The 245-nt window shown below is 71.0% G+C and carries 1 pseudogene; it reads right to left on the bottom strand.

From position 1 onward, the window contains the following. Nucleotides 1-245: pseudogene (locus V5F48_RS25185) on the bottom strand (MFS transporter); the annotation flags it as partial.

The raw sequence follows: 245 nt of genomic DNA, 5'->3' as shown, positions 1-245 counted from the left end.
GATGGTGCAGCATGGCGAGCGGGGTCGCCGTCATGGCGAGGATCATCACGCCATAGCCCGTGGCCGCGCCGAACAGGGCCACGAGATAGCCGGGCTGCCGGATGATCGCGCCCAGCGGTCGCCCGCCGCCCGATGCGCTCTGCGCGGGCCGCGGCACGTCCACGGCCTGCAGGAGACCCGCTGCTAGCAGCGAAACGACGGCGAGGATCAGGAACGAGCCGGCATATTCCGCCGCCAGCAAGGGA

It is taken from the genome of Xanthobacter autotrophicus ATCC 700552 (assembly GCF_043194565.1).
In the GTDB taxonomy this organism is placed as follows: domain Bacteria; phylum Pseudomonadota; class Alphaproteobacteria; order Rhizobiales; family Xanthobacteraceae; genus Xanthobacter; species Xanthobacter autotrophicus_F.
This window is presented reverse-complemented; position numbering and strand designations above follow the sequence as displayed.